The 25,799-nt window shown below is 59.7% G+C and carries 23 protein-coding genes and 2 pseudogenes; 8 read left to right on the forward strand and 17 right to left on the reverse strand.

Annotated features, from left to right (window positions below):
- Complete coding sequence (gene mutS / locus I5L03_RS03155; RefSeq protein WP_197920231.1) at positions 1 to 2,625, reverse strand: DNA mismatch repair protein MutS; 2,625 nt, start codon at positions 2,623 to 2,625, stop codon at positions 1 to 3.
- 128 nt (positions 2,626 to 2,753) lie between these two features.
- On the opposite strand from mutS, the gene I5L03_RS03160 reads away from it, so the two are divergent.
- On the forward strand, positions 2,754 to 5,015 hold the full coding sequence (locus I5L03_RS03160; RefSeq protein WP_197920232.1) for an NADP-dependent malic enzyme: 2,262 nt from the start codon (positions 2,754 to 2,756) through the stop codon (positions 5,013 to 5,015).
- On the opposite strand, the gene I5L03_RS03165 is transcribed toward I5L03_RS03160, so the two are convergent.
- The 3 genes from I5L03_RS03165 to trmB form a co-directional block, all read right to left on the reverse strand.
- The gene (locus tag I5L03_RS03165) at positions 5,012 to 5,506 is read right to left on the reverse strand and encodes a DUF892 family protein (protein ID WP_197920233.1); all 495 of its coding nucleotides are present in this window, start codon (positions 5,504 to 5,506) and stop codon (positions 5,012 to 5,014) included. The two genes, I5L03_RS03160 and I5L03_RS03165, sit on opposite strands and share 4 nt — an antisense overlap.
- Positions 5,503 to 6,189 carry an SDR family NAD(P)-dependent oxidoreductase gene (locus tag I5L03_RS03170; RefSeq protein WP_197920234.1) on the reverse strand — a complete coding sequence of 229 codons (687 nt, stop codon included), beginning with the start codon at positions 6,187 to 6,189 and terminating at the stop codon, positions 5,503 to 5,505. The genes I5L03_RS03165 and I5L03_RS03170 overlap by 4 nt, the downstream gene beginning before the upstream one ends.
- Before the next feature lie 69 nt (positions 6,190 to 6,258).
- Entirely contained in the window at positions 6,259 to 6,966 is a 708-nt protein-coding gene (trmB, locus tag I5L03_RS03175) for a tRNA (guanine(46)-N(7))-methyltransferase TrmB (RefSeq protein ID WP_197920235.1), read from the reverse strand.
- A gap of 88 nt (positions 6,967 to 7,054) precedes the next feature.
- Here trmB and I5L03_RS03180 point away from each other — a divergent pair, with 88 nt between their 5' ends.
- Positions 7,055 to 8,269: a mechanosensitive ion channel family protein gene (locus I5L03_RS03180; RefSeq protein ID WP_197920236.1), complete on the forward strand. Its 1,215-nt coding sequence runs from the start codon at positions 7,055 to 7,057 to the stop codon at positions 8,267 to 8,269.
- A 2-nt stretch (positions 8,270 to 8,271) separates the two neighbouring features.
- On the opposite strand, the gene I5L03_RS03185 is transcribed toward I5L03_RS03180, so the two are convergent.
- The 6 genes and pseudogenes from I5L03_RS03185 to I5L03_RS03210 form a co-directional block, all read right to left on the reverse strand.
- Entirely contained in the window at positions 8,272 to 9,345 is a 1,074-nt protein-coding gene (locus I5L03_RS03185) for a S41 family peptidase (RefSeq protein WP_197920237.1), read from the reverse strand.
- A 249-nt stretch (positions 9,346 to 9,594) separates the two neighbouring features.
- Positions 9,595 to 10,290 (reverse strand): response regulator transcription factor CtrA, encoded by a 696-nt coding sequence (gene ctrA / locus I5L03_RS03190; protein WP_197920238.1) that lies wholly within the window; start codon positions 10,288 to 10,290, stop codon positions 9,595 to 9,597.
- A 214-nt stretch (positions 10,291 to 10,504) separates the two neighbouring features.
- Positions 10,505 to 11,521, reverse strand: a pseudogene (locus I5L03_RS03195) (phytase).
- The gene (locus I5L03_RS03200) at positions 11,521 to 14,388 is read right to left on the reverse strand and encodes a TonB-dependent receptor (protein WP_197920239.1); all 2,868 of its coding nucleotides are present in this window, start codon (positions 14,386 to 14,388) and stop codon (positions 11,521 to 11,523) included. The pseudogene I5L03_RS03195 and the gene I5L03_RS03200 overlap by 1 nt, the downstream one beginning before the upstream one ends.
- A gap of 138 nt (positions 14,389 to 14,526) precedes the next feature.
- Complete coding sequence (locus tag I5L03_RS03205) at positions 14,527 to 15,423, reverse strand: TolB family protein (RefSeq protein WP_197920240.1); 897 nt, start codon at positions 15,421 to 15,423, stop codon at positions 14,527 to 14,529.
- An 11-nt stretch (positions 15,424 to 15,434) separates the two neighbouring features.
- A complete protein-coding gene (locus tag I5L03_RS03210) occupies positions 15,435 to 16,526 on the reverse strand; it encodes a HindVP family restriction endonuclease (protein ID WP_197920241.1) in 1,092 nt (363 codons plus the stop codon).
- A 161-nt stretch (positions 16,527 to 16,687) separates the two neighbouring features.
- Here I5L03_RS03210 and I5L03_RS03215 point away from each other — a divergent pair, with 161 nt between their 5' ends.
- Positions 16,688 to 17,614: a DNA cytosine methyltransferase gene (locus tag I5L03_RS03215; protein WP_197920242.1), complete on the forward strand. Its 927-nt coding sequence runs from the start codon at positions 16,688 to 16,690 to the stop codon at positions 17,612 to 17,614.
- 76 nt (positions 17,615 to 17,690) lie between these two features.
- Here the strand turns inward: I5L03_RS03215 and I5L03_RS03220 are convergent.
- The 7 genes and pseudogenes from I5L03_RS03220 to lptB all read right to left on the reverse strand — a co-directional run.
- Positions 17,691 to 17,852 (reverse strand): annotated as a pseudogene (locus I5L03_RS03220) (RNA polymerase factor sigma-54); the annotation flags it as partial.
- A 24-nt stretch (positions 17,853 to 17,876) separates the two neighbouring features.
- Positions 17,877 to 18,431, reverse strand: coding sequence for a DUF2061 domain-containing protein (locus I5L03_RS13395; RefSeq protein ID WP_234035000.1), 555 nt, complete (start codon positions 18,429 to 18,431; stop codon positions 17,877 to 17,879).
- Positions 18,428 to 18,670, reverse strand: coding sequence for a hypothetical protein (locus tag I5L03_RS03235; RefSeq protein WP_197920243.1), 243 nt, complete (start codon positions 18,668 to 18,670; stop codon positions 18,428 to 18,430). The genes I5L03_RS13395 and I5L03_RS03235 overlap by 4 nt, the downstream gene beginning before the upstream one ends.
- Entirely contained in the window at positions 18,667 to 18,924 is a 258-nt protein-coding gene (locus I5L03_RS03240; RefSeq protein ID WP_197920244.1) for a hypothetical protein, read from the reverse strand. The genes I5L03_RS03235 and I5L03_RS03240 overlap by 4 nt, the downstream gene beginning before the upstream one ends.
- Before the next feature lie 98 nt (positions 18,925 to 19,022).
- On the reverse strand, positions 19,023 to 19,274 hold the full coding sequence (locus I5L03_RS03245; protein ID WP_197920245.1) for a cold-shock protein: 252 nt from the start codon (positions 19,272 to 19,274) through the stop codon (positions 19,023 to 19,025).
- A 172-nt stretch (positions 19,275 to 19,446) separates the two neighbouring features.
- Complete coding sequence (gene rpoN / locus I5L03_RS03250) at positions 19,447 to 20,889, reverse strand: RNA polymerase factor sigma-54 (RefSeq protein ID WP_197920246.1); 1,443 nt, start codon at positions 20,887 to 20,889, stop codon at positions 19,447 to 19,449.
- A gap of 18 nt (positions 20,890 to 20,907) precedes the next feature.
- Entirely contained in the window at positions 20,908 to 21,672 is a 765-nt protein-coding gene (gene lptB, locus I5L03_RS03255; RefSeq protein WP_197920711.1) for an LPS export ABC transporter ATP-binding protein, read from the reverse strand.
- 213 nt (positions 21,673 to 21,885) lie between these two features.
- Between lptB and I5L03_RS03260 the strand changes: the two genes are divergently transcribed.
- From I5L03_RS03260 to I5L03_RS03280, 5 genes are all read left to right on the forward strand, one after another.
- Positions 21,886 to 22,275 (forward strand): hypothetical protein, encoded by a 390-nt coding sequence (locus I5L03_RS03260; protein ID WP_234035001.1) that lies wholly within the window; start codon positions 21,886 to 21,888, stop codon positions 22,273 to 22,275.
- Positions 22,276 to 22,295: 20 nt separating this feature from the next.
- On the forward strand, positions 22,296 to 23,678 hold the full coding sequence (locus tag I5L03_RS03265) for a mechanosensitive ion channel family protein (RefSeq protein ID WP_197920247.1): 1,383 nt from the start codon (positions 22,296 to 22,298) through the stop codon (positions 23,676 to 23,678).
- A 101-nt stretch (positions 23,679 to 23,779) separates the two neighbouring features.
- Entirely contained in the window at positions 23,780 to 24,478 is a 699-nt protein-coding gene (locus I5L03_RS03270; protein ID WP_197920248.1) for a response regulator transcription factor, read from the forward strand.
- A gap of 99 nt (positions 24,479 to 24,577) precedes the next feature.
- Entirely contained in the window at positions 24,578 to 25,294 is a 717-nt protein-coding gene (locus tag I5L03_RS03275; protein WP_197920249.1) for a helix-turn-helix transcriptional regulator, read from the forward strand.
- A 27-nt stretch (positions 25,295 to 25,321) separates the two neighbouring features.
- Positions 25,322 to 25,777 (forward strand): hypothetical protein, encoded by a 456-nt coding sequence (locus tag I5L03_RS03280; protein ID WP_197920250.1) that lies wholly within the window; start codon positions 25,322 to 25,324, stop codon positions 25,775 to 25,777.
- Positions 25,778 to 25,799: the final 22 nt, after the last annotated feature.

Below are 25,799 nucleotides of genomic sequence, written 5' to 3' on the forward strand. Positions count from 1 at the left end.
CTAGCTGTCGGATTGCTCTGACAGCCGTTTCAATTCGTACAACAGATCGAGCGCCTCTCGCGGGCTAAGCCTGTCGGCATCAATCGCATCGAGACGCTCACGTAGCGCGTCCGTGTTTTCATCCTCGGGCGCGATTGCGTTTGCGAAGAGGGGCAGTTCGCCAAGACCCGCAGCAAGGCCGCCCGTTTCATTGCGGCTTTTCTCCAGCCGATCGAGCACGCCGCGCGCACGTTTGACAACGGGTGCGGGTACGCCAGCAAGCTTTGCCACAGCCAGCCCATAAGAGCGATCTGCCGCGCCTTTGGCCAATTCGTGCAGCAGGACGAGATCGCCCTTCCACTCCTTGGCGCGGACATGGTGCAGGCTCAGCGCCTCGCAGGTCTCCGCCAGCCGCGCCATTTCATGATAATGCGTCGCGAAGAGGCAGCGGCTCCTGTTCGTTTCATGGATGGCTTCGGCCACCGCCCAAGCAAGCGCGAGGCCATCATAGGTTGATGTGCCCCGCCCGACCTCGTCCAATATCACGAAACTGCGCTCGCTCGCCTGGCTGAGGATCGCGGCGGTCTCCACCATTTCGACCATGAAAGTCGAGCGTCCGCGTGCGAGATTGTCCGCAGCACCAACGCGGCTGAAAAGCTGATCGACAAGTCCGATCCGTGCAGCCTTGGCAGGGACGAAACCGCCCGCCTGCGCCATCAGGATAATCAGCGCATTCTGCCTGAGGAAAGTCGACTTACCGCCCATGTTCGGGCCGCCGACGAGCCACAGGCGATCGGTTTCGCTGAGCGCGCAATCATTGGCGACAAAGCGATCGCCGCTCTGCGCCAGCGCGGTTTCGACCACCGGGTGGCGTCCTGCTTCGATGTCGAGCACAGGCTCTTCGAGGATATCTGGACGGCACCATTCGCCTTCGCTCGCCCGTTCGGCTTGACCCGCGGAAACGTCGAGGCGAGCGAGCGCAGCAGCCGTTTGCGCGATAGGCTCGCGCCGACTGGCGACATGGCTCGTCAAGTCCTCGAAATGCGCCTCTTCAGCGGCAAGTGCGCGGCCACCGGCCTCGGCAATCCGGCCCGCTTCCTCGTGCAGGGTCAGCGAATTGAAACGCACCGCATTGGCCATCGTCTGGCGATGGGTGAAGCCGCTGTCCGCCGCCATCAGCTTGTCGGCATGCTTGGCGGGGACTTCAATGAAATAACCGAGCACGCCATTGTGCTTGATCTTGAGCGAAGGCGTATCGGTTTCCTCACGATAGCGCGCCTCCATCGCCGCAATCGCGCGGCGCGCATTGCCGGACACTTCGCGAAGATCGTCTAAAGCGTGATCGTAGCCGCTTGCGATAAAGCCGCCATTGCTGCGTTCAGTCGGCGGGGAAGGCACGAGTGCGCGGCTGAGCAGATCGGTCAGTTCGGCATGACCGGTCAGCGCGGGTAGCAGTGCGTTCAGCAGAGCTAGGCGGTCCGGCTTGCTCGCCAGCAAATCGTGCACCCGCCGTGCCTCGATCAGGCCATCGCGGATCTGTCCCAGATCGCGAGGACTCCCGCGCCCCGCCACCAGCCGCCCGAGCGCACGCCCGATATCCGGCAAGGCGCGCAAGAGCCCGCGAAGGTCTGCGCGCAGCAGCGGATCGGCGTACAGGTAATGGACCAAAGCCAGCCGGTCCTCGATCGCACCTTTGTCCGCCAGCGGCGCGGAAAGGTCATCCGCCAAGAGCCGTGCGCCAGCACCCGTGACGCAGCGATCAATCGCCGCGATCAGCGAATGCGCGCGGCCGCCCTGCTGGCTGGCAAGAATTTCCAGGCTCGCACGTGTTGCCTCATCCATCGCCATGTGCTCACCCGACTGGCGCGCCTGCGGTGGCAGCAACAAGGGCAGTGTGCCGCGGCCGGCATGGTCGAGATACGCGATCAGCCCGCCTGCCGCCGCCAGCATGGGCCGGCTGAACTGGCCGAACCCGTCGAGTGTTGAAACGCCGTGCACTTTCTTGAGCGATGTCTCGCCCGCATCGCTCGCAAAATCTCCGCGTGGGCGGAACACGGCATCTGAGGGTGCATCGCTCCAATCGTCGGGCGCGACAATTTCGCTGGCGCCTATCCGGGCGAGTACTGCACCGACGCGTTCGGCTGCGCATTCCTCGAGCGTCATCGCGCCAGTGGAGATATCGCACGACGCCACGCCGATCGTGCCACGCAACTCGCATAGTGCCGCAAGGACGTTGGACCGTCGCGGTTCGAGCAGCGATTCCTCGGTCAGCGTGCCTGCCGTCACGAAGCGAACGATGTCGCGCTTCACCAGCGCTTTGGAACTTGGCGTGCCTTCCCGCTTGGCGCGCGTCTTTGCTTCGTCGGGCGTTTCGACCTGCTCGGCAATGGCGACGCGGCATCCGGCTTTTATAAGCCGCGCGAGATAGCCTTCCGCCGAATGCACCGGCACGCCGCACATGGGCACAGGCTCGCCATTGTTCTCCCCGCGCGTGGTGAGGGCGATATCGAGCACACCTGCCGCTTCTTTCGCATCGTCGAAAAACAGCTCGAAAAAATCGCCCATGCGGTAGAACAGCAGGCAGTCCCCGGCCTCGGCTTTTAGGTCGAAATACTGCTGCATCATGGGTGTTGCGGAACCGGCCATCTGGCCACCATCGCTAGCGGGGTTCGTGATGATTCGGAAAGGGCGGGGCGCGAAACTTTCCCCTGCCAAACCCCTATCGCTTTGGCCCAACTCCTTCTATGCGAGGCCGCAATAGAGGAGAATGAGTCTTGGACGAAAAAGAGAACACCAGCTTCACCACTCGCGAAGCGCTTTTCTATCACGAGACCATCCGCCCCGGTAAGATCGAAATCATCGCCTCCAAGCCGATGACGACGCAGCGCGACCTCAGCCTCGCTTATTCACCCGGCGTTGCTGCGCCAGTTGAAGAGATCGCCCGCGATCCCTCGCTGGCCGCGAAATACACCGCGCGCTCCAACCTTGTCGCGGTGATTTCAAACGGCACCGCCATCCTCGGCCTTGGCAATCTCGGCGCGCTGGCTTCGAAGCCGGTAATGGAAGGCAAGGCGGTGTTGTTCAAGCGCTTCGCCGATGTCGATTCCATCGATATCGAACTCGATACCGAAGATCCGGACAAATTTATCGAAGCGGTCGCGCTGATGGAGCCGAGCTTTGGCGGCATCAATCTGGAAGATATCGCCGCGCCTGAATGCTTCATTATCGAGCAAGCCTTGCGTGAACGGATGAACATTCCGATCATGCATGATGACCAGCACGGCACCGCGATCATCGCGGCGGCTGGCCTGATCAATGCCTGCCATCTGACCGGGCGAGAGCTGAAGGATTGCAAGATGGTGGTGAACGGCGCGGGTGCCTCTGCGCTCGCCTGCACCGCGCTCATCAAATCGGTCGGCATTCCGCATGAAAATGTGATCGTGTGCGACCGCTCCGGCCCGATTTACCCGGGCCGCGACAATGTCGATCAGTGGAAAAGCGCGCATGCAGTCGATACGCCGCACAGGTCCCTTGAAGAGGCGCTGGAAGGCGCGGATATTTTCCTCGGCCTGTCGGCTGCCGGTGCGCTAAAGCCGGAATGGGTGGAGAAGATGGCGGATAACCCGATCATCTTTGCCATGGCCAATCCCGTGCCCGAAATCATGCCGGATGAGGCCAAGCGCGTGCGCCCCGATGCGATCATCGCGACCGGCCGCAGCGACTTCCCCAATCAGGTTAACAACGTCCTTGGTTTCCCTTTCATTTTCCGCGGCGCGCTCGACGTCCGGGCGACCACTATCAATGAGGAGATGAAAGTCGCCGCCGCCCGAGCCATTGCGGAGCTGGCTCGCGAGCGTGTGCCCGACGAAGTGGCCGCCGCATATGGCATCGATCACAAGTTCGGCACCGAATATATCATCCCGGCGCCTTTCGATCCGCGCCTGATGGAGCGCGTATCCTGCGCGGTGGCCAAGGCGGCGATGGATTCCGGCGTGGCTCAGGACCCGATCGAGGATTTCGACGAGTATACGCTGCAATTGCGTTCGCGCCTCAATCCGACGTCTTCCGCGCTTACCCGTGTCTATGAGGATGCCAAGGCCAATCCGAAGCGGATGGTGTTTGCCGAGGCGGAGGAGGATGTGGCGCTGCGTGCGGCGATCCAGTTCCGCGATTTCGGCTATGGCGAGCCAATCCTCGTCGGCCGCACAGAGAAGGTGCTGCAAAAACTGCGCGAACTTTCGGTCGACAACCCCGAAGATTTCGAAATCGCCAATTCGGCCAATTACGAAGATATCGAGCCGATGGTGGAGTATCTCTACAAACGGCTCCAGCGGCGCGGCTATACCGAGCGTGATGTGCGCCGCATGGTCAATCAGGAACGTAATGTCTTTGCGGCGTTGCTCGTCGCTCTGGGGCATGGTGACGGGATGATTTCCGGCCTCACCCGCACGTTCAGCCAGACCGCACGCGAAGTCGCGCGCGTTCTCGATCCCAAGCCCGATGCAACGCCGTTCGGCATCCACATGGTGGTGGGCAAGAACCACACGACTTTCCTTGCCGATACGACGATCAATGAGCGGCCCAGCGCCGAACAGCTCGCTTATATCGCCAAGGAAACTGCCGCCGTTGCCCGCCGCATGGGGCACGAACCGCGCGTAGCTTTCATGTCCTATTCCACTTTCGGCAATCCTGCGGGTCAGTGGCTTGGCAATATCCGCGATGCAGTGGCCATCCTCGATGCCGAGGATCCGGGCTTCGAATATGAGGGCGAAGTCGCGCCCGATGCTGCGCTTAACCCTAAGGTCATGGCGCTTTACCCGTTCAGCCGCCTATCCGGCCCCGCCAATGTGCTCATCATGCCCGGCCTGCAGAGCGCCAATCTTTCGGCAAAGCTGCTGCGCGAACTATCGGGCGATGCCACCATCGGCCCGGTTCAGATCGGCATGGAAAAGCCTGTCCAGATCGCGCCGATGACGGCGATTGCACCTGAAGTGCTCACGCTGGCGGTGCTGGCGAGCGCAGGCGTAGTCGGTTAGCCCGGCTTCGCCTCTTCACCCAGCAAGGCGGCAATCACGTCCTTCATGTCGGCATGCCCATCGCGGGCATTGTCGAGGCAAGTCTGCAATTCATCGCCACCCTCGGCATCGCCGACACCTTTGGCCAAAGCTGTAAGAGCTTCGTAGGCGGCAAGTCCGTAATGCGTGATGCGCAAATATTGTGCGACGATCATGGCGTCGCGCGCCTCGTCGGTGTCGAATTGCCGGGCAAAAGCGCGCTCCTCGGCCTCTTTTACCAGCCCCGCCATTCCGGGCGATCGGTTTGCCTCCGGATCGGCGTCATGCCGGTGAAGCGTGGCTGTAACGATGTCGAGACCATCGGAAATACCGCACACGCCATTGGTAAGAGCCTCCACCAGACGCGGATGGCTGGCGGCATCGCGCAGACGCTTGGTAAATTCGAGCGACTGCCGGTCGGCGCTCACCATATCCTGCAGCTGGTCGATATAGATCGAGTTGAAATCGCTCACCACGCAATCTCCGAACCGTCATAGGCGACAAAGCGGTGCTCCGCCTTCGATTGGCCCTCGATCACATCGAGCATACCTGAAACGCTGGTATCGACATCGATCAGTGCATTCGGCCCTCCCAGATCGGTCTGTACCCAGCCGGGGTGGAGCGACAATACGCCCACGCTGCGATCCTTGGCATGCTCTTCAAACAGCGAGCGCGCGAAGATGTTCTGCGCTGTCTTGGACACGCGGTAAAGGTTTGCGCCGCCCGATGAATCATCGATCGAGCCCATCTTGCTGGTGAGCATGGCTATTGTGCCGCCTTCCTTTATCTGCGGCAGTATGGCGAGCGCTGACTGGATCGGCGCGGTGGCGTTGGTGTGGACGATGTCCGCTACATTATCGTGTGCCAGGGCATCGAGCGGCTGCGGTCTTTCGCCCATGATGCCGGCATTCATGACGAGAAGATCGAGAGTGCCCTTTTCAACACGATCGCCGAGCGCTTTCACGCTCGCCATGTCGGTGACATCGCAATTGGCGATTGTGATCGCGCCATCGCTCGCATCGGCGGCAGCGTGCAGATCATCGCTGCGGCTGCGCTCTGTCGCGATAACCTTGTAGCCGCGCTCCACGAGATGCTTCGCGAAACCGAGGCCGATCCCACGCGATGCGCCCACGACGATGGCTGTCTTGTCACTCATGCAAATGCTCCTGATGCTTTAATGTATCAGCGAGCCAAAGCGGCGGTGGTTCCGCCAGTTCTCGCGTGATCAATCCCCTGTACGGCGGAAGCGGAAGTACCAGACTTCGTGGCCGTAAGTATTGCGCGCCTTGTGCTCGTAACGTGTCTCCGGCCAGCCGGAGGGGCGATTGCGGAAACTGTCCGGCCCTTCGGTTACCCATTCGAACTGATCGGTAAACCGCTGCATCACCATCAGCGCATGGCGGACATAGACCGGGTGATCGGTGCCGAAGCGGAACTCGCCGCCTGGCTTAAGCTTATCGGCGATCATCTGCACCGGCCCATCATTCATCATGCGGCGCTTGGCATGCTTGTTCTTGGGCCATGGATCGGGGTGCAGCAGATAGAGCATCGTCAGCGCGCCATCTGGAATGCGGCTCAGCACATCCAAGCCATCGCCGTGAAAAATGCGTACATTGCCCAGGTTCTGGTCACGCACATGGGTGAGCGCCTGCGCAACGCCATTGAGGAACGGCTCGGCACCGATAAAGCCGTGATTGGGCAGCAAGTCTGCGCGGTAGGCGAGATGCTCCCCCCCACCGAAGCCGATTTCGAAATGCAGCGGAACATCCTCGCCGAAGAGCGATTTCGCAGTCACTTCACCTTTCGCAGGCGGTGATATGCGCGGCAGCAAATTGTCGACCAACTCCTGCTGCGCGGCACGCAGCGGCTTGCCCTGGCTGCGCCCATACAGCCGGTTGAGTGTCGTCGGATCGCCTACTTTGAATGCTGACATGGCCGCCCCGCTAATGCGGCGGCGGCGCTCTGTCCAGATTCGTGAAGGGGTTGTGGAGTGGCAGGCCAAGCCCTAGGTCGCGCGCGATATGGAACAGGCACTTGCACTTTTCGAAGCCCAGCCCCTCTGGGCGCAATCGCTGATCGGGCTGATCCTGCTGGCGGTCGCTGCGCTGCTGGTGAATTTCCTGCTGAAGAAAGTGCTGCTGCGACTTGCTGCACCTTTCCTCGATACGCGCACGCTGACGGCAGACAAAGCCGCAGCCCGGCTGGCGACGGTCGCTCCGCTGCTGCTGATTGCGCGCGGAATCTATCAGGTGCCGCATTTGCCGGAGGAAGTCCGGCAGCTGATCGAGAACGTCGCGATGGCCAGCATTATCCTGAGCGTCGCGATGGCGATCAGCAAGGGTCTCGATTACGTCAACGAGATTTACAATCGCACGCCGCAGGCCCGTAATAAGCCGATCAAGGGTTACATCCAGGTCATCAAGATCGTCGTCTATTGCGCGGCCGCGATCCTGGCGATTGCTGCGCTGATCGAGCAGTCACCGCTGCTTCTGCTGTCCGGCCTCGGTGCGATGGCGGCGGTGCTGCTGCTGGTGTTCAAGGACACGATCCTCTCACTTGTCGCCAGCGTGCAGCTGTCGAGCAACGATATGCTGCGGGTGGGAGACTGGATCGAAGTGCCCGGCATGAATGCCGATGGCGATGTCATCGATATCGCACTGCATACGGTGAAAGTGCAGAATTTCGACAAGACGATCGTCAACATCCCGACCTATCGCCTGATCGCCGACAGCTTCCGCAATTGGCGCGGCATGTCCGAAGCCGGCGGGCGGCGGATCAAACGGTCGCTGCCGCTCGACCAGAACTCGGTGCGCTTCCTGTCGGACGAGGAAGTGCAGGGCCTGCGCCGCTTTCGCCTCCTCAACGATTACCTTTCCGCCAAGGATGCTGAGCTGCGCGAATGGAACGCGCGCGAATTGGCGGGCGATACCAATCCGGTGAATGCGCGGCGCTTTACCAATATCGGCACATTCCGCGCCTATGTGATCGCTTATCTGAAAGCCCATCCGGAGCTTTCGACCGAAGCCTTTACCCTGCTTGTCCGACAGCTGGAGCCGACGCCGCAGGGCCTGCCGCTGCAGATCTATTGCTTTACAGGCACGACCGTGTGGGCGGAGTATGAGCGTATCCAGGCCGATCTTTTCGATCACCTGCTGGCAATTCTGCCGGAGTTCGGATTGCGTCTATTCCAAGAGCCGAGCGGCCTCGATTTCACCAATCTGCGGAACGCCAGTTGAGATTAGTCGCAGCGGCTCTCGAGCCAAAGACGAGCGGCCTCGACGTGGTCGGCAACGTCGTCTTCAAAAGGCACATCGGCTGGCACGCCAACATTGTCGAAGGGCTCCTCCGGCAGCCGCATAGACCGGGTCATCGGCCAGCGCAGGGTATAGTCACCCGAAGGCGAGGTCGCCTCAATAACGTTGGAATAATCGATAACCCCGGCGGTGGGTCCGCCGAAGAAGGTGACCTTGTCGCTGAAGCGCGCGTCAATCGCAAATTGGTCGCCGGATGAGCCTGCACCCTCAGCCAGGATGCCGACGCGCTGGGGAAATTCGTAAACTTGCGGATAGGTCTCGATGCTTACGACATCCTCGCCGAGCGGTACATATCGGGCACCGCTTTCCGCGCGCGCCATCACGCTGGCTACCAGATCGCGCACTTCCTGCGGCATGGTCTCGTCCGCGCCGAGTTCGCGTAAATACGCAAGATTGCGCGGCGACGCCCGCAGCTCCGCGCCGACTGTATAGATCGGCCGGGTGTAGAGATACGCCATCAGCGGCGCATAGGTGAGGTCCGATCCGCCGCTATTGCCGCGCATGTCGATGATGAGATTGGGCGTAGACGTAATCGTCTCGTGATGCTCTTCGAGCAGAGCCGCGAATTCGTCCGCCGCCTCCATCTGGAAATGCGGCACGCGCAGAATCACCGTATCCTCGGAAAGTCGCGTGAAAGTGAAGGCATAGGGCAGGTCGAAGATGCGATAGTGCCGCTGCGGACCGGTGTCCGGATAGGGGTCTGGCGGCGAAACGATATTGGACTGGATGGCCAGATGCCCGTCGCCAAACCATTCCAGCAGCGCCGACATCGCATGGATGCGCGCTTCTGGATTTGCGGCAATCCGCTCATTCATCAGCGAAAGCTGCGCTTCGTAATCTTGCCGGTCTGCCGTTTCGAACCCTGCATATTCCCGCTCGATGATACGGGTCAGGAACATGATGTCGCCATCATATCGGGTGGCCTGCGCCATCACTGCGGAAGGTGCGAACGCCAGAATGGCCAATAGAGTCGCGGCGATGCGGGAGAATAGTTCCATGCGGCGCAGCTTATCTGCGCGCACATGAATGGCAAGCGACAAGGGCAAAGGAAAACCCCGGTCGCGGTTTTGCGCGTCCGGGGTTTTCTCGGGTACCCCCCATTCGAAAACGGGTTATCGCAGCCCGGGGTTCAAGCGGGCATTAAAGAGATTCTCGGATCGCCTGCGATCCGCAAGGCCGACCGGCCGTCGCGCGGTTAGCGCCGAATCCAAGCGGGCGGATGTTCGCGCCGGCGCTTGAGGAGAAGATTACGCAGCTTCCTGCTCTGCGTCGGGATCGCGCAGCACGTAGCCGCGGCCCCATACGGTTTCGATATAATTGTCACCGCCGCATGCGCTCGAGAGCTTCTTGCGCAGCTTACAGATGAACACGTCAATGATCTTGAGTTCGGGCTCGTCCATTCCGCCGTACAGGTGGTTGAGGAACATTTCCTTGGTGAGCGTCGTGCCCTTGCGCAGCGAAAGCAGCTCGAGCATCGCATATTCCTTGCCGGTCAGGTGGACACGGGCGCCGTCGACTTCGACAGTCTTGGCGTCGAGATTGACTGCCAGCTTGCCGGTGCGGATGATCGACTGGCTGTGGCCTTTCGAGCGACGCACAACGGCGTGAATCCGGGCAACCAGCTCATCGCGGTGGAAAGGCTTGGTCACATAATCGTCTGCGCCGAAGCCGAAGGATCGGATCTTGCTGTCCATTTCGGCGATGCCCGAAAGGATCAGGACCGGCGTCTGCACCTTGGCGACGCGCAGCTTCTTCAGCACGTCATAGCCGTGCATATCCGGCAGGTTCAGGTCGAGCAGGATGATATCGTAATCATACAGCTTACCCAGATCGAGGCCTTCCTCGCCCAGATCGGTCGAGTAGACATTGAAGCCTTCGGTGGTGAGCATCAGCTCGATTGCTTTTGCCGTTGTCGGCTCGTCTTCAATCAACAGAACGCGCATTATGGGTCCCCTTGTGTCCCCGTTGGTAACCTCCCGATAGGAGGTGTTGCCATGAATTAACCACGGCACTTCTCACCAAAAAAGGTTAATAATTTGTTTCCGGCGTTAACACTTTCTCGGTGAGTCTTTCGGGTGACACCCGGGAACCCGTTAATTTTGGCGGGTTTTGAGGTTGGGGCATCTCAACATTTTCTACCAACCGGCGGCAGGATGGTTAGTCCGACTCCAACGCCTCGACGATCGCCTGCCAGCTGACCAGCTTGAAGTTCTGCGCGGCTGGCGCGTTCAGGCCGTCCTGCGCCACGAAGAGCCCTTGCGGGTAATCCGGGCCGAAATTGCCGAGGGTGAGGTCGATGCCGTCGGTTTCCTCTGCCGAACCTTAGAGCCCCTCGCCAATCGCGAAGCGGCCCAGCGGCGCCATGTCAGGCAGGCGATAGACCGCAAAAGCGTTGTCTCCCTGGCTCGATGCGACGAGGTAGCCGCCATTTGCGCCATCAGGAGCCAGCGAAAGCCCTTCGACATCGGCCACCAGATATTGGTTGTCGATCGGGGCGACCAGCGCGCCTTGCGTCGCCCCATCGGCGAAACGCCAGATGCCCGCCACTTCCTCGCCGACATAAAGCGTTCCGTCGCGATCATCGAAAACGCACCCTTCGGGCTGTGTCGGGACGGAGAATTCGCGAATAAGCGCGGTCTGCGGCACTTGGCCGTCGGCCCATTCCGCTATTTCATATTCGCGTAGCGCGCCGTTTTTCAGCACTGCCAGCACGGTAAGCGCGCCATGGGTGGAAAGGCACAGGCCGTAGCCTTCGCCCGGGCCGCTCGGCACGCGGCCTACAGGCTCCATCTCACCTGCCGAGGTATTGAGCGTGTAGAACACGATATGCGAATTGAGCGGATCGTTCCGGTCGCTCGCAGCGACGAAGACGGTGCCGTCTCCCAGCTCAACGAGGTCGACATTGTTGACTTCTCCGGCGTCGGTGAAGCTCAATATCTCGCCCTCGAGATTGTAGACATAAAGGCCCGCTTTCTTGTCGGTCGCCACAATCAGGCTGGCGGAGGGATCGCTCGGGTTGCGCCAGATCGCCGGATCATCCGCCGCATCATCGTTCTGCGTACCGACAGGTACAGTCTCTGCGTGTGCCGCTACCGGCGCGGGCGGCAGGCCTACCGGCGTGGTTGCACACCCTGCCAGGAGGGCGGACATCGTCGCGATTGCCAGACTGCGCATCAGAAGGTCACCCGCACACCGCCCTTGAAGGTGCGGCCATAGATTTCATACTGGTAATTGTTCTGACGCCCGCCAACGGTGTTGTAAGCGAAATATTCCGCATCGGTCAGGTTCACCGCCTCTACGAAAATCTGGAAGTTCTCCGTGATGCGATAGCGTGCGCTGGCATCGAGCTGGAAGTGACTGTCGACAAAGCGATCCTCTTCCGGCGAACCATTAAGCTCATCCAAGTAATCGTCGCGATATGTGCCTGCCAAACGCAGGCTGATGGGGCAGCGCTCATATCCGATGACGCCGTTGAGCGTGTGCTCCGACGTTGCCGGCAAAGCGATGGTGCGCGTCGGGCCAACAGCGCCCAGTTCGCCCACGCCGCTATCGGGAACATCGCCGCTCGCATCCGTCCAGGTGTAATTCGCCTGCGTGATGATGCCATCGAAGGGCGCTGGCAGCATGTCCCACTGCATGGCAAAGCCCAGTTCGACGCCGAAGATTTCTGCGCTGTCTCCATTAAGCGGGATCACCGCTTCATCGAAGGGAATGCCGTTGAAAACGAGGCGATCGCCATCGCTTTCATACTCGACATTGACGATGTAGTTCGACACATCCTTGTAGAAGATGCCTGCGCTCACCGCGCCATTGCCGCCAAAATAATAGTCGACGCCAAAATCGAGGTTCCAGGCTTCGTAGGGTTCGAGATCGGGATTGCCGAATTCGCCTTCCACCTCGTCATCATCGTTCTGTTCGGTCACGAAACGCGGTGCAAGCTGGGAAAAGCCGGGGCGCACAAGGCTGCGATACGCGGCGGCGCGGAAGACGAGATCTTCCACCGGCTCATAACGGATATTCAGGCTGGGGAGGAAATAGCCGTAATTGCTGCTGGTAAGATTCTGATTGACGATGACGGTATCGTCGGCGGCTATCATGCCATTTGGTAGCGTGCCGTCTTCCTCGATCAGCTGCACGAAATTGCCGACGATATCGGTCTGCGTGTGCTCATATCGCACACCGCCGATCACCAGAAAATTATCGGTTTCCCAGCGGCCCAACAGATAGGCGGCATAAACGTCTTCCTCGACCGCATAATCCTCAGCCGCGCTGTCGAACTGACTGTCGATCGGCTGGAATTCGAACTGGTCGAAATTGGCGAAGAAGAAATCGGTCGGTTCGGTCAGGCCGGGCAGCGGCGAGAGATCAGTGATGCGATAGGTCGGGCCTTCGCCCAGCACATCGGACAGCAGGTAGCCGTCCAATTCGTAAAACGCGATATCGCCATTGAATGTCTTGTCGCGCCAGCGGCCCTTCAGGCCTGTTTGGAGAGTGAAGACACTGCCATCGGACACGAATTCACGCGCCACATCGAATTGCAGCGTGTATTCCTCATCCACGGCGTCCGAAAGCTGCGTCAGCTCGACATCGTTCAGCTCGTAAGTTGACGGATCGAAGAAATCAGCAACGCCGGTGACCGAGTAGAGCGGCACGCGCGGGTTGGAATAGTCGATTGTCGCCACAAGGCCGTCACCTTCGAAATCACGCTCGAAAGTCGTCGGGTCGACACTGTTGTCTTCGCGCTCCGATGATCGGGCATAGCTGCCCATATATTCAACGGTCCATGGGCCGCTTACGGTCTCGCCGCCAAGGCTCAGCGAATAGATTTCCTGCCGCTCGAAGCGGTCCTTCACATCGCGCTCCACGGTGATGCCATATTCCTCGCCCGGATCGGAGGGGTCGAAATCGGCATAGGTCGCGGCATTGCTCGTGCCGCCGACCAGCGCATCGCCGAAATCGAAAGTCAGGCGGCGGCGGAACTCCTGATCGTCGAAGCGCGAATAGAGGCCGCGCACATACCATTCAGTGGTGTCGGAGATAAGGAAATCCAGACCAAGCGATCCGCTGATCCGTTCGCGCTCCACATCGTAGTCGCGATACTGGACTTCCTCGGCATAGACGAGTCCGTCATTACTCTCCCAATCATCCGCTTCGATATTGTCGGTTTCGAAGAAGCGGTTGTAATAGGAAAGGCCGCCCGAAATGCCGATGCTGTCGGTCAGGCGATAGGCAAAGTTCGCACTCGCCTTCGGGTTCAGTTCTTCGGAATATTCATTGTAGCTGCCCTCTGCCGAGAGGGTGAGGAAATCGCCGCGGCGATCGAACGCGCTGACCGTGTTGATCTCGATACTGGCGCCGATCGTGTCGGCATCCATGTCCGGCGTGAGCGATTTGCGCACCTCGATGCTTTCGATGATGTCGCTGGCAATCACGTCCAGCGCGACGGCGCGGATATCGCCTTCGGGCGAGGGAACGCGTACGCCGTTGATCGAGGTGGCATTCAGGTTCGGGTCAAGACCCCTCACGGCCACAAAGCGGCCCTCGCCCTGATCGTTCAGCACGTTGATGCCCGGCAGGCGGCGCAAGCTTTCCGCCACGTTCTGGTCCGGGAACTGGCCGATGGCATCGCGGCTCAGCACATCGACGATGGTGTCCGACGCATATTCGCGCGCAAGCGCATTCGACTGGTTGGCGCGCTGGCCGTAGACGAGGATGCTGGAGGCATCGTCACCGCCGAGCAGGAAGTTCGCGGTGACCGTGCCCGTTTCCGGCACGATAATGGTCTGGCTCTCACTCGGCACGCCCTGGAAGCGTGCTCGCAGCGTGTAAGTGCCTGCTGGAACGTCAGCGATGCGGAAGCTGCCATCGCGCTCCGTCACCACCTGCCGGCCAAGCTCGACAATGCTGACGACCGCGGATTGCAGCGAGACGGTTTCGGTCTCATCGACGACGACGCCGACGACGTCCCCGGCAAGGGCAGGCGTGGCGATTAGTGCGAGAGCGGATGCGCTGGCACTGGCGAGCAGGCGAGTGGATTTCATGATGGACCTCCCAGAAAAGATGGGAGGTGATTAGGCCGCGCGTGTGTCCGTCCGATTGCGGATCGGTGACAGCCGAATGGCAATTCTGCGACTTGTTTGTCACGTTGCACGGCGGCAACATCGGGCGGCGCGACTGATTTAGTCCGCCGCGATCCCTACGACGGCCACCCGCGTCCCATCAGGACTCACCGCGATACGCGTCGCGCTGGCGAGGCCGTGGTGGGCGAGGTCGGCGATCACCTCCCAGCCCTCTGCCCCCTCGCGCCAGCGGTGGAGCTGCGTGCCTTCGATCTGCAGGATCGAGCCGTCGGGCGCCCAGGTGTAATTGGCATTGGTCCCGGCAATCGGCGTGATCGGGCGCACGGCGCGGCTTTCGGGATCGACCGCCTTGATCCACACCTCCTCATTGGTCTGCCGGTGAACGAAGCTGAATTCAGAGGTGCCCGGGATCAAATGCGGGGAAGCGGGCACGGCATGGCCGCTGACGAAATGATACGCCTGCTCGCCCGCATGGCTAAGCGCGACGTTGAAGCCATAGCGCGACCAGAACAGCACGTCGCCGCTCGCATGGTTGCGCGCGAAATAGCCGACCGGCTCGTCCACCCCTGCTGTTTCGAGCAGCCACACGGGATTGCCGGGATCGGCGCGGTCCACTTGCCAGATCGAGCGGTTGCGCTCGAACACGACAGAGATCGTGCGATTGTCGGGCGAAGGCGTGGGCGAATATTCGTTCTCCGGCGTGCGGGTGATCTGTGTGTGCGTGCCGGAGGCAATGTCATACTCCCACACATCGGTCTGCGCGCCATCGCTGCGCGAGTAGACGAAACTGTCGCCGCCCGGCGTGAAGAACGGTTGGTTGTCGTAGAGCGTGGGGCGATTGGTGGTGTTGATGCCGCCCGAAAGCGCGTCGTCCGAGGCGGAGGCATCGTAGGCAAAGAGGAAAATATCCGGCTGCGGCTCGGGCACGTCTTGCGCGAGGGCGGGGGTGGCGAGCGCTAGGCTGCCGAGGATGGTTAGGGGTGGGCGGTTTGACATGAAATTTTCGGTCAATCGTACTTTTTGAGGAAATATATCGATTGATCGAACCTGCGTTCGGGGGAAAGATTCTCAATTCCTGCACCAAGTATGATTTTGTCAACGACATCGCGTGAGATCCGAGGCCTATATGCGCATTCATTTGTCATATATCTTCGCGTCACCGTGCCGTTGACTGCAAAATCTTTATCGCTTTGGTGTCCGTAGGTCATCCCAGAGTAGATATCATCGATCGAAGGCTTTCCTGATTTCGCAAACTCAAGGAAATACCTAGCTAGGCGAAGCGCGCTTCGCGCAGGTCGGCGGATCGACTTCGTTCCCACAGAACCCGCAGCTTGATCGCAAATCAACCTCGCTAATCCAAAATTGCTCCATACAAATAGGTCAAAAGCTTTTTCAGAAAGTGCTGGAGACTTACCTTGGGTTTTCCAGATTGGCTGAAGAACAAGCGGGATTTGATCCTTCCAAGAAGCGCGTTCGAATTCCTGAAGGCAACCAATCGCATCAGGCAGTATTGAAAGCGCCTCGACTTCATTGCCCCAGTCTTTCACACCGTTAAGACGGTGAACGAAAATCTTTTGTAATTCTCGAGCGCTTAGACTGCTATTAGCAGCCATCGACATAGCGCAATACTTGCTAGTAGCTGGGCGAATTACCAGTTCTGGCCCCCATTCTGTCTCTGATCGCTTGCACGTCGTGTGATCTGGAACCACCGTCAGTTTCACTTCTAGAGCGCGATATTGTTTATCTTCCACGACTTGATGGTCAGCGCTCTTTTTGGCCCTGGATACCACGAGATCCACGCGCTCCAACGGACCATAGATTGTATTTGAATAGTCCTCAAACCGACCTTCGAAATTGAAATAAAGTTGATCAGGAGCCGTTTTCGTACCGAAAACTTCATCGATACTGATCGCCCTATTTAGGAACTTTTTCTGCGGTCCGATGCACAGGTACATCGCGTCAATTGATTGCGCTCGCATGTGGCAAGCAAGTGATGCAGGGAATGTGCTGTTAAACTGATTCTTCCCCCACAAATCAGCGCCCTCACGGTTTGAATTTGTGATACCAAACAGCCCGCCTTGGAAATCAGGTTTCCCCATCCACATCGCCCTGTGCAAAATCATCCACTTCGGATGCATCTAGTTGGTAATGCACAGCCTGTCACTTGTTTGTGCGGCTCAGGCGGGTATTGTGCTTGTCGTATGAGGCAATCGCTTTTTCACAGCACGCAGCCAAGACGTTCCAAGAACGGAGAGCTTTTATGAAAATCGTCGATCTTTTCTGTGGTTGCGGCGGTTTGTCCCTTGGCTTGGAACGCGCAGGATTCGAAATACTGTGGGCGTGCGACAACTGGGACAAGGCTGTAAATGTATATGCTGATAATTTCAGCCATCGCGTTGAAGAAATGGATGTCAGCAATGTCTTTAAGACAGCCAATAAAATACGTCCCCTTGGCGTGGACGGAATCGTGGGCGGGCCTCCGTGTCAAGATTTTTCGACAGCTGGCAAGCGTAGCGAAGGTGATCGGGCCAACCTAACCAGAAGCTTCGCAGATGTGATCGCTGCAATTCGACCCACGTTCTTCATCATGGAGAATGTCGCGCGTGCGAAGTCGAGCAGGGCTTACGCCGAAGCTAGCGATTTTCTTAGGAGTCAAGACTACGGGCTCACAGAAGTAACTTTGAATGCCAGTTTGTGCGGGGTTCCGCAGCGCCGGAAGCGATTTTTCTGTATTGGGATACGGGACTTGCCAGACCAATTCTTGGAGGATGTGATTCAACGCAATCTGGCTGCGAAAGAGATGACGGTCCGGGATTATATGTCGGATGAAATCGATTTCGAATTCTATTACCGGCATCCACGCAACTACAATAGACGAGCAGTCTACACGATTGATGAACCGGCTGCGACGGTTCGTGGAGTGAATAGACCCGTACCAAGTGGTTATCCTGGTCATCGTGCGGATGCAGCTCCGATTGATCAAAGCATCAGAGCGCTTTCAACATCGGAGCGTTCACGACTGCAAACTTTCCCGAGAGGTTTCACTTGGGATGCTGCCAAAACTCATCTGGAATTGATGATTGGAAATGCGGTGCCCGTCGAGCTTGGTCACTATGTCGGACGATGCTTAATGGAGGGCCTTGGATGCGCTGCCAGTCATGATGGAAAAATTGCGTCCTTTGGCTAGCCGAAATGCGCGCAGGCCGTCATTAATCACCCTACTGGAGGGGTCGTTCATTTTAGCTTGAGGGCTACTTCGATTCTCATCCCATAGCCGCCAGCTTCTTCGCCCGCCTCCGCTGAACGCTCGACCCAATCCCGATCGCCTCGCGGTATTTCGCCACGGTGCGCCGCGCGAGGTCGAAGCCTTCGGCTTTGAGCAGGTCTACCAGGGCATCATCGGACAGGATTTTCTTCGGGTCTTCGCCGCCTCGGCTCTCTGGCGTCCCTCACCCCACAGCCATCTCGCCCCCAGCCTTCTCAATCCCGAACGGCAGTCTGCCCCACACCCGTTCGTGGATAAAATACAGGATCAGCTTGGTGAAAATCTCCAGCCCGCCGATTGATAGGGCGGTTGCGGCGTTGCCGGTGAAGAACCACGCGAGCAGAAAGGTGTCGAGCGAGGCGATGGTGCGCCACAGGGCGGTTTTCACCGTCGTGCGCCGCATCGTTTCGCGGCTGCGTTCGCTCGCGGGGTTCTTGCCCCACTGGATCGCCTGCCACGCGCGTTCGTGGAGGAAATAGAGGATGAGCTTGGTCGCGACTTCGGTCGCGGCGATCAGGCCGGCGGTCTTGACCGCGTCTTCCTGCGCCAGCTCCATACCGAAAAACGGGCCGAGATAGGTGATCAGCAGGTAGGAAAGGATCAGCGTGTCGAGCGTTCCGACCGCTCGCCACGATATGGCCTTGGCGACCGAGCGCCAGCGCTTGATGCGTGGGTGCTTGTGCGGGGCGAGCGACGGGGCTTCGGGCCCGAAGAAGGGTTGTTCGGCGTGTTCCCTCAACTGCTCCGCGCCTCGGCCTTAGCCTTGTCCGCCATGCGGTTGCGGCGTTGCTGTTCGGACTTCGCATCGGCAAGGCTGGTGTAGCGATAATCGCCCACCCGGTATTCGAGGACCCATCTGGCGCTCACGCCCTTGGGCATGCCATCCGGCACGGGAGGGGGTGCAGTGCTGCCGCCTTCGTTTTCCCATTCATTGGTGCCGAAGGGGCTGGAGCGCAGGCTGTCTTGCTCGATATTCATGGGGTGACCTTTGCAGCGGGAGGCGTTTGCACGGTGAGCGTTTTGGTCCCACCGTGCCTTTCGGGCCGTTGGTCATCCTCAGCGTGGCCGGGCCAGCCCACGGTCGGCAGGCTATGGCCGCTGCGCCAGTCGGCGATCCGCTGGGCGAAAAGATGGCTCCGGTCGCGCAGGTCCAGATCGCCCTCGCCAAGCGCCGCATGCTGCGCGCGCAGTATGGCGAGCTGATGATCGTAGAGCAGTTCGTTCATGGACATGGGGGCCTCCTTCAAGGAGCCGGAGGATCGGGGCAGGGACCCGGTCGGCACCGCAAGCATTGCTGCCCTCGGTGCCGCGCCGGTTTCTTCAACCCTGATCAGCCCTGCTGATTGCGGGCCTGTTTCTCATGGGAGGACTCGTCGGCCTGCATTTGCAGGTTGGTGGCGCGCTTGTGCCCGCCGTCAACTTCGGCTGTCTCGTAAGAGAAGCGCTGGTCGACCTTGGGAGCCTGAGCTTCCTGCTGCAGGTCTTTCTTCTTGAAAGGCAGGGCATCACCGCCCTTTTCCGGGACGATCGTGCCGGTACCCTTGTCCTGATTGTAGGATTTGATGTTGCCGAAATGGGCCATGATATTTCCTTCCTGGAGAGTGCAGCGCACCAGTATTGGCCACGGCTGCGGCTAGGAGGCTCAAAGGATGGAAAAAGGGGCGCGTTCTGGCGCCGGTCAGACCGTCTATTGCGACTGGTAGCTGATCTATAGATGGTGGCGAGGGGCCTGAATTACAATGGCTCTCAACAGATTAACTCATTGCCGCCAGCTTCTTCGCCCGCCGCCGCTGGACGCTTGAGCCAATCCCGATAGCCTCGCGGTATTTCGCCACGGTGCGCCGCGCGAGGTCGAAGCCTTCGGTTTTCAGCAGGTCCACCAGCGCATCGTCGGACAGGATCTTCTTCGGGTCTTCGGCGTCGGTCAGTGCCTTGATGCGGGCTTTTACCGCTTCGGCGCTCGCGCCTTCGCCGTCTGCGGACGCGACGCCGCTGGAGAAGAAGTATTTCAGCTCGAACGTGCCGCGGTCGCAATGGAGGAACTTGTTGCTCGTCACGCGGCTGACGGTGCTTTCGTGCATTTCGATGGCTTCGGCCACTTTGGCGAGAGTGAGGGGTTTCAGCTCACTCACGCCCTTGCGAAAGAAACCGTCCTGCTGCTTCACGATCTCCGCGGCGGTTTTGAGGATGGTCTTCTGCCGCTGGTCGAGCGCCTTGATCAGCCAGTTGGCATCGGCGAGCTTTTCATTGAGCCAGCTTTTCGCGTCTTTGCCCGGGGAGCCCTCCTTCAATTCAACGTAATAGCTGCGGTTGACCACAAGGCGGGGCAGGGTCGCTTCGTTCAGCTTGATGTCCCATGCTGCCTCACCTTTGCCTTCGGTGATCAGCACATCGGGCACCACCGCGCTGGCGCCGCTGCCGCCGAACGCCAGGCCGGGCTTGGGATTGTAGCTGCGCAATTCGGACAGCATGTCTGCCAGATCCTCGTCATCGACGCGGCAGATACGCTTGATCTGAGCGAAGGCACCCTTGGCGATCAGATCGAGGTTGTTGATCATCACTTCCATGCACGGATCGTAGCGATCGGCCTCCTTCGCCTGCAGCGCGAGGCATTCGGAAAGATCGCGCGCGCCAACGCCCGTCGGGTCCATGCTCTGCACGCATTCGAGCGCGCGCTCGACATCGGCGAGCGGGACGTTCAGCGCGTTTGCGACGTCCTGCAATTTGGCGGTGAGATAGCCTGCCTCGTCCAGCTGGGCGATCAGGTGATGGGCGATGAAGGCGGTATGCTGGCACGGCGCGCAGGTACCGACCTGCTGCTCGAGATGATCGGCGAGGCTGAGCGCAACATCCTCGCGGTTTTCGAGGTCGAAACCCGAATTCTCGCCGCCGCCCGATGCCATGGCTTCGGACCAGTCGCCGGTGTCGCGGTCCCGGTCGAGTGCGCTCTCGTCGATATCAAGGGCGCGCTCACCATCGCCGGGAGTGGAGTCATGCAAGTCGGGTTCGGCAGGTTCTTCGCCGTCGCGCTCGCGCATTTCGCCCGCTTCCAGCAGCGGATTGCTTTCCAAAGCATCGCCGATGAAGGCCTCGATCTCGAGGTTGGACAGCGCCAGCAGCTTGATCGCCTGTTGCAGCTGCGGCGTCATCACCAGCGATTGCGATTGCCTGAGGTCGAGTCTCGGGCCGAGAGCCATGGGATTACCTAACCAGCATCACAGCTCGAAATTGTCGCCGAGGTAGAGGCGCTTCACATTCTCGTCAGCCACCAGTTCCTGCGGGCTGCCCGCGAAGAGTACCTGGCCGCCGTAAATGATGCAGGCGCGATCGACGATGTCGAGCGTTTCGCGCACATTGTGATCGGTGATCAGCACGCCAATGCCGCGCTGTTTCAGGTCTTTCACAAGATCGCGGATATCGCTGATCGAGAGCGGGTCGATCCCGGCAAAGGGCTCGTCCAGCAGCATGATCGACGGATTCGCTGCAAGCGCACGGGCGATTTCGCAGCGGCGGCGTTCACCGCCGGACAGCGCCATGGCCGGGCTTTCGCGCAGGCGGGTGAGGCCGAATTCGTCGAGCAGGCGTTCGAGCTCGCTGGCGCGCACGTCCTTGTCCGGCTCGACCATTTCAAGCACGCAGGAAATGTTTTGCTCCACCGTCATGCCGCGGAAAATGCTGGTTTCCTGCGGGAGGTAACCAAGGCCGAGGATCGCGCGACGATACATGGGCAGCTTGGTCACATCGACACCGTCCATCATAATGCGGCCGCTATCGGGCTTCACCAGCCCCATGATCGAATAGAAACACGTCGTCTTGCCCGCACCGTTGGGGCCGAGCAGGCCGAGCACTTCGCCCTTCGCCACCGTCAGCGAGATGTCAGAGAGCACGCTGCGCTTGTCATAGCTCTTGGCGATGGAGACGACTTCCAGCCCGCCGCTTTCGGGCAGGTCCGGCGCGGCGTTGGAGGGCGCTTCGGCCATGGATTCGGCCAGCGCTTCCTCATCGATCAAATCGGTTTCGAGCGAGCTCATAGCCTCTCCATAGGCACAGGTGAGCGGCGTTTGAAGGGTGTTTGGCAAGATTCCTGCATGCCGCCTGTCATTCCGCCCCGCTGCTGAACATTTGGTTGATGCGCTTGCAACTATGCCCCGCTTGGGACTAGGCTCCTGATTCTCTGGAGAGGGAGACGCGCAATGGCAAAGGCGCTTGCCGATACTTCGCACACGCAAAAGCGGGCGGAACAGGCAGAGCACAGCGGCACCGCATGGCACCGCAAAGCAAGCGATCACATCGCTTATGGTCTGCTGGTGTATACCGGCATGCATATTTTCTGGACGATGACCCAGCTGAAAAGCAGCGGCGGCTCTGTGCTGCCCTATTTCGCGCTGGTCGTGCTGGTGATCGCCATCATTCCGGGCTGCCGCTATCTGGAGCGGCGGTGGGAACAGCTGGCTGCAAGCGGGGTTGATGATGCGACCCTGGCGCCGATGTTCAGGAAGGAGATGGGCTTATTCTGGCTTTGCGCGATTGGCTTGCCGATTGGCCTGACACTTCTGTTCAAGGGCGTGGCAGCGCTCTTCTGAGGTTCTTTTCCATTCTACTGATGGGCGTTCTGCTCGCGCTGGCTGCGCCGGTTATGGCTGCGGTGCCAGCTGCCGATGCGCCTGCTGAGGAAGTTGATGCCGCCGCCGCGCCTGAGCCGCGCTCTATGGAAACAGAGCAGACGGAGGGCGAGGATGAGCGCATTACCGCGCGTCTCAGCGAAATCTTTGCCAATGTACCGAGCCTCTCGGATGTGACGCCCACGGTCAGCGAGGGCGTGGTAACTTTGTCCGGCACCGCGCCGGACGATGCAGCAATCGCCCGCGCAGAGGCGATTGCATTGGGCTTCGATAGCGTGGTGACAGTCGAAAATTCGATCGAGCGCGATGTGTCGGTTGATCTCGGCGAAGGGATCGGCGGAATAGAGGACCGCGTTGCTGACATCTGGCGCATGCTTCCGCTGGCGGGGCTAGCCCTGGCCGTGGCGATTGCAATCGCGCTGCTGGGCTATCTTCTCGCATCCTTCCGCCCGCTATGGAATCGCATCACTCCTAATGCCTTTCTGGCCGAATTGATCGTCAGCGCGATCCGCTTCGTCTTCGTCGTGCTCGGCATTGTCATTGCGCTCGACATGATCGGGGCGGGCGCGCTGATGGGGGCGGTTCTCGGCGGCGCAGGCGTGATCGGGATCGCGCTGGGCTTCGCGATGCGCGATACCGTGGAGAATTACGTCGCCAGCCTGATGCTCTCGCTTCGCCAGCCATTCCGCGCGAATGATCATATCGTGATCGACGGTACGCATGAAGGCCGCGTCATCCGCCTGACCAGCCGCGCGACCGTGATCCTGACGCTGGACGGCAACCATTTGCGCATTCCCAATTCCACCGTCTTCAAAGGCACGATCCTCAATTACACCCGCAACCCTCAACGAAGGTTCGACTTCGCGCTGGGCGTGGATGCGGATGACGATGCGGAGGCAGCGCGCCAGCTGGGCCGCGATACGCTCGCAGGGATGCCGTTCGTGCTGGACGATCCCGCACCCGAAGTCCGCATTAGCGAAGTGGGCGATTCCAACGTCGTGCTGCAATTCTTCGGCTGGATCGATCAGGGCAAGGCGGATTTTTTCAAGGCTAAAAGCCGCGCAATCGCGATTGCGAAAGTTGCGCTGGAAGAGGCCGGCTTTGCCTTGCCCGAACCGATTTATCGCCTGCGCTTCGATCAGCGCACCGCAACCCTCCCATTCCAGAACGTGGGCGAGCGAGGCGATCGGCCAAAACCTGCACCCGCGCCATCGCCTACCCCGTCACCGACGCCCAAGCACACCGACATTAACGCAGATGTTGCCCCGGAAGACGAAGTTGCACGCATGGTAAAGGAAGAGCGCGACCACGCAGGAGGCGATCATGCTGACGACCTTCTCGATTCCTCCCGCCCGGTAGAGTGAGGCGGCAGGCCTAGCGACCCCGCATGTCACCCAACTGGGCGACTGCACAATTTCACAGCGACCACTAGAAGCCCGGCTTTTTCAGAAGCTGGTGTATCACAATGTCTCGAGACGATCCGAAAACTGCGATCACGCAGATTGGAGCCGCGAGCGCTCAGCCGGAGCGCACGCCGACGGTGTTCGCCATTATCGATAGTGACGCAACGCGTGGTCAATTCATCGCGCAAACGGTGATGGATGCCGGGTATCAGGCGAAAATCTACGATAACAGCCGCGCCTATTTTGCTGCCTATGCCGAGCCGAATGTACTCTTCGCGCATGATGAAGGCTCCACCATGGGCGTCTGGGTCACGGAAATGGTCCGCTCCGGGCTAAGGGCGCCGCGGCTGGTCGCCTATTCGGAGAAACCTTCAGCAAGGAAAATCCTCGCAGCACTTGCAGCGGGGGCTTGCGACTATGTGAAATGGCCGTTCGGAGACGAGGCGGTGAATGCAATTGCGACCCGCCGCGTCGAGCCATCGAATTTCCTGTGGCATATCGCACATGGCGCGGTGAATGCACGCGAACGGGTGGCCAAGCTTTCCCAGGTGGAGCGCGACGTCCTACGCTGCCTCACCACTGGCAGCACAAATGAGGAAGCCGCCCAGCAGCTGGGAATGGAGCCCGAAACAGTCAAAAGCCACCGCGCGCGTCTGATGGCGAAAATCGATGCTCATTCGATCTCCGAGCTGACCAGGCTGCAGATCGATCTGGAAAATTACGATCGCCTGGCAGAATGGGGCGAAACCGCCGAAAACTGAGCTGGCGATCGTCCTCTTGGGCCCCCAAGAGGGGGCACCCTTTCGCCATCGCCGATTGCGCGCTACACTCGCCGCGGGGCAAGGAGGTGTGCGAAGGCCATGTACCGCATTATCGCCGCGATCGATAAAAGCACCGACCCGGCTGAGGTTCTGCAGGTGGTCGGCCAGGGCGCACGAATCTATGGCGCAATCAGGCACAGCTACCATTTCACTCCGATTTTTGAGCGGCAGACATCAAGCAAGGCGATCGTGGAGGCGTCCGGCTTTCCGGAGAAATGGATTGCGATCTATGACGATTTCTCTTTCCGGAAAAACGATCCGATCCCCGAAACCATCATGGATCGCGGCAAAGTCACCACATGGGAACAGGTGCGCGAGCAATTGCGCCTTACCAATGAAGATGCGCGGGAGTTTTTCGGCGCGCTCGATGCAAGCGGCTTGCTGCACGGCATAGGCATACCGCTTTACGGCCCGCGCGGGCGCAATGCCTATTCTTCGTTTGGTTTTGCCGAAGCGCTTGCGCCGGATTCTGATGGAATTGTCGCCGCCTTGCAGACAATTGCGCAGGCAGCGCATCGCAGGATCTGCATGTTATTGGATGCAGACGCGATGCAGGATGTCAGGCTCTCCGATCAGGAAACCAACATCATGCACTGGATCGCCCAAGGCAAATCCAATACCGATATCGCGACCATTCTCGACATTTCGCCCAATACGGTTTCGACGCATACGAAGCGGATTTTCCGCAAGCTCGATACCTCGGATCGGGTCACTGCGACTGTGAAGTCGCTAAAGCTTGGGCTCATCTCTGCATGAGCCAGAGATCAGGCAAGAAGACCGAGCGTGACTGAGGCGACAACTCCCCTTCAGCGGCTCGACGTTCTGATCGACAAACAGGGCGCCACGCTCGCTGCTATCGGGCGCGAGGCTTTGCGCGCGGTCGTCAAGGCCATGCCGACCGCCAATCGTATCGTCGATGAAAGCGACGGGTTGCTGCGCATCCATCACACGCCCGGGATGAGCCTCGATCACACCATCGTGACCGTCAGCTTTCACGGATATTGGGTGACCTATGATTTCCCGCAGGGTGACCGGATGATCGATTACGATGAATTGCTGCGCCGCGCGAGCAAGGGCATGTATCACTATGTGATAGAAGGGCCGGGTGATGTGAAAGATCGCGAAGTCGAATGGCTGCTGAATGAGGCAGCCGACCGCGCCGATCCGCCGCCCAATCCGGAGAACCATTCGCGGTTGTTTTTCATCGAGGATTTAATAGCAAAACGCCCGGACGCTTAATCAAGCATTCGGGCGTTTTTCT

The sequence above is a fragment of the Aurantiacibacter sediminis genome, from assembly GCF_016019885.1.
Classification (GTDB): Bacteria; Pseudomonadota; Alphaproteobacteria; order Sphingomonadales; family Sphingomonadaceae; genus Alteraurantiacibacter; species Alteraurantiacibacter sediminis.